5 protein-coding genes are annotated in these 2686 nt (G+C 58.9%); 1 reads left to right on the plus strand and 4 read right to left on the minus strand.

Going from position 1 to position 2686, the window contains the following annotated elements; all coding sequences use genetic code 11:
• Together A2I95_RS30385 and rocF are read right to left on the minus strand one after the other, a co-directional pair.
• A partial coding sequence (locus tag A2I95_RS30385) for an arginine deiminase-related protein (protein WP_291735863.1) occupies positions 1-368 on the minus strand: 368 nt, incomplete at its 3' end.
• Positions 365-1291 (minus strand): arginase, encoded by a 927-nt coding sequence (gene rocF / locus A2I95_RS30390; RefSeq protein WP_291735870.1) that lies wholly within the window; start codon positions 1289-1291, stop codon positions 365-367. The genes rocF and A2I95_RS30385, both read right to left, overlap by 4 nt.
• A gap of 112 nt (positions 1292-1403) precedes the next feature.
• Between rocF and A2I95_RS30395 the strand changes: the two genes are divergently transcribed.
• Entirely contained in the window at positions 1404-1829 is a 426-nt protein-coding gene (locus A2I95_RS30395; protein WP_027258961.1) for an Lrp/AsnC family transcriptional regulator, read from the plus strand.
• A 61-nt stretch (positions 1830-1890) separates the two neighbouring features.
• On the opposite strand, the gene A2I95_RS30400 is transcribed toward A2I95_RS30395, so the two are convergent.
• A complete protein-coding gene (locus A2I95_RS30400) occupies positions 1891-2358 on the minus strand; it encodes a disulfide bond formation protein B (RefSeq protein ID WP_027258962.1) in 468 nt (155 codons plus the stop codon).
• Between the two features lie 2 nt (positions 2359-2360).
• Positions 2361-2686 (minus strand): VTT domain-containing protein (locus A2I95_RS30405; protein WP_291735867.1); only part of this gene is annotated, 326 nt, incomplete at its 5' end.

Here is a 2686-nt window from a genome sequence, read left to right on the forward strand (position 1 = left end):
ATCACATCCTGTACCCGATACTCCCGCTTCAGCAGTTCGATCACGTCCCAGCGCCGCTCCTTGCGCCGGTTGCCCGCGAACATTGGGTAAATTGCGATATGCCCGCCGGCATGGGTGGAAAACCAGTTGTTCGGAAATACACTGTCCGGCGTCTCGGTTGTGGTGTCATCAAACAGGTGAACAGTGACACCTGCGCCGCGCAGAGTTTCCACCGCGCCGTCGAATTCAGCCAGTGCCTGGGCCGAGGTGGTTTCGGTTGAGGTATTTGCCAATGTTTGAAAGGCGTTGTCGCCCTGTGTTTCCGGGTTTGAACGGAAGTGGTGCGGCCGGACCATCACCACCGCATTGGGGGCTTGCAAGCTGGTCACTGGTAGCTCCGCGTCGGGCGGTCAAATACGCGGCGGCCCAAGGCTGAGGCGCAGAGGTCCACCATCAAATGCGCTGTGCGTCCGCGTTCATCCAGAAAAGGGTTCAATTCCACCAGATCCAAGGAGGTCATCAGTCCAGAGTCATGCAGGATTTCACAAACCAGATGCGCTTCGCGCACTGTGGCACCGCCGGGAACTGTTGTGCCGACCGCGGGGGCGACGGACGGGTCCAGAAAATCCACGTCCAGCGAGACATGCAACATGCCATTGGCCTGGGCGACTTGCTCCAGGAACCGGTTCAGCGGGCCTGCAATGCCATTCTCATCGATATGGCGCATGTCATGGGTTCGGATGGAGCTGCCTTCCAGGGCAAGCCGCTCCTGGGTGTCGACAGATCGCAGTCCGATCATGCAGACATTCTCCTGGGGCACCGGGCTGGCGACATCAGGAAATCCCTCGAACCCCTTGCGGCCAGTGAAATAACCCACTGGTGTTCCATGCAGGTTTCCGCTGTCTGATGTTTCCGGTGTGTGGAAATCGGTATGCGCGTCCAGCCATAGAACAAACTGCGGCCGACCGGCCTTGGCAGCATAATTCGCAGCACCTGCGACCGAACCGAGCGAAAGGGAGTGATCTCCGCCCAGGAAAACAGGAAGCCCTCCCTCAAGAGCGTCTTCGGCTGCCCGTGCCAGACGTGCGGTCCAGCCGATTGTTTCATTGCGGGCAAAAACCAGTCCATCGTTGCTGTCCGGTGTATGCGGCGCCGGAGCAAGGTTTCCAAGGTCCTCAACCGTATGTCCAAGACTTTCCAACGCGGCGGCAAGCCCGGCAGTGCGGTACGCGTCGGGGCCCATAAGGCAGCCGGCCCGGCGTTTCCCACTGTCCACCGGGGCGCCAATAAGGATGCAATGTTGCGATGTCACCATTTTGGCCTCTCAAAAAATCTGCTTTCATACTAGAAACCTCCGATATGCGATGGATTCCAGCACGCATTTTGTCCATAAAGGACGGTGATTGATCGATTTGAGGTGAGTAATGGACAAAACGGATGAGCGGCTGGTGTCGGCCCTGCGGCACAACGCACGGGCGTCTCTGTCGGATCTGGCGCTGGAGCTGAACCTGTCACGCACCACAGTGCGGGCACGGATCGAGCGGCTGCAGGCGCGGGGGGATATTCTGGGTTTTACCGTGGTGCTGAAAGAAGACGTGCTGCGGGATCCGGTCCGTGGGCTGATGCTGATCGGCATCGAAGGCCGCGGTACCAGCCGGATCACCCGGCAGCTGCAGGGGCTGCCAGAGGTGCGGGCCATTCACACCACCAACGGGCGCTGGGATTTGATAGTGGAGCTTGGCACCGAGACCCTGGAAACCCTGGACACGGCTTTGGCCAAGATCCGCACCTTTGAAGGGATTGTGAGCAGCGAGACAAATCTGCTGCTGGCCACAAAAAAGGACAGCTGATATCTGGAGAGGCTGCGGGATAACCAATGGGTTAGCTGCCGCACCTCAACTTTCCACAAGATTAACCCTGCTTGCGGGTATGGTTGGCGGCTGCGACCCAAAGCAATGCCAGACCAAAGGATGCAAGGGCATTCCAGCTGGCCATGGACAGTGACAGCATTTCCCAAGGCACCTGATCGCATTGCACCAGCGGTGCGGCCATGATCTGGTCCAGCAGCTGATCCGGAGACAGGCCGCCAATCGGACCGGACGTGCAGGTGGACGGACCTTCCCACCAGCCTCGTTCAACACCGGTGTGAAAGGCGCCAACGCCTGCTGTGGCCAGCGCCGCCAGTGCACCCAGATAAGGCAGCAGCGCCCCCGGAATGATCAGCGCCAAAACGCCGATCCCGGCGGCGGCGGCATGCGGATAGCGCTGCCAATAGCAGAGTTTACAGGGCGGCATTTCGCCAATGTACTGGAACCCCAGCGCCCCTAACAGCAGCGCAGCAGAGCCGCTGGCCGCGACGAGGATCAGAAATCGATGCATAGTCAGATGAACCTTACCAGCAGGAAGCCGCCAAACAGAACAACCATGAAGGCCGTAAAAACCAGGCCCAGGCGGCGTTCTATAAAGTCACGAATTGGGGATCCGAATTTCCAGAGCAGCCCGGCGACGATGAAAAAACGCAGTGCCCGTGCAAGGATAGAAGTGGCAATGAAAGTACCTATCGGCATTCCGGTCCAGCCCGACATAATGGTTATCACTTTATAGGGGAACGGTGTGATGCCGGCGCCAAGCACAGCCCAAAAGCCAAAATCGTTAAAGCGGGTGTTGAATTCTGCCATGGCGTCGCCTTTGCCCATCGCCTCCAGCA

It is taken from the genome of Leisingera sp. F5 (assembly GCF_001593695.1).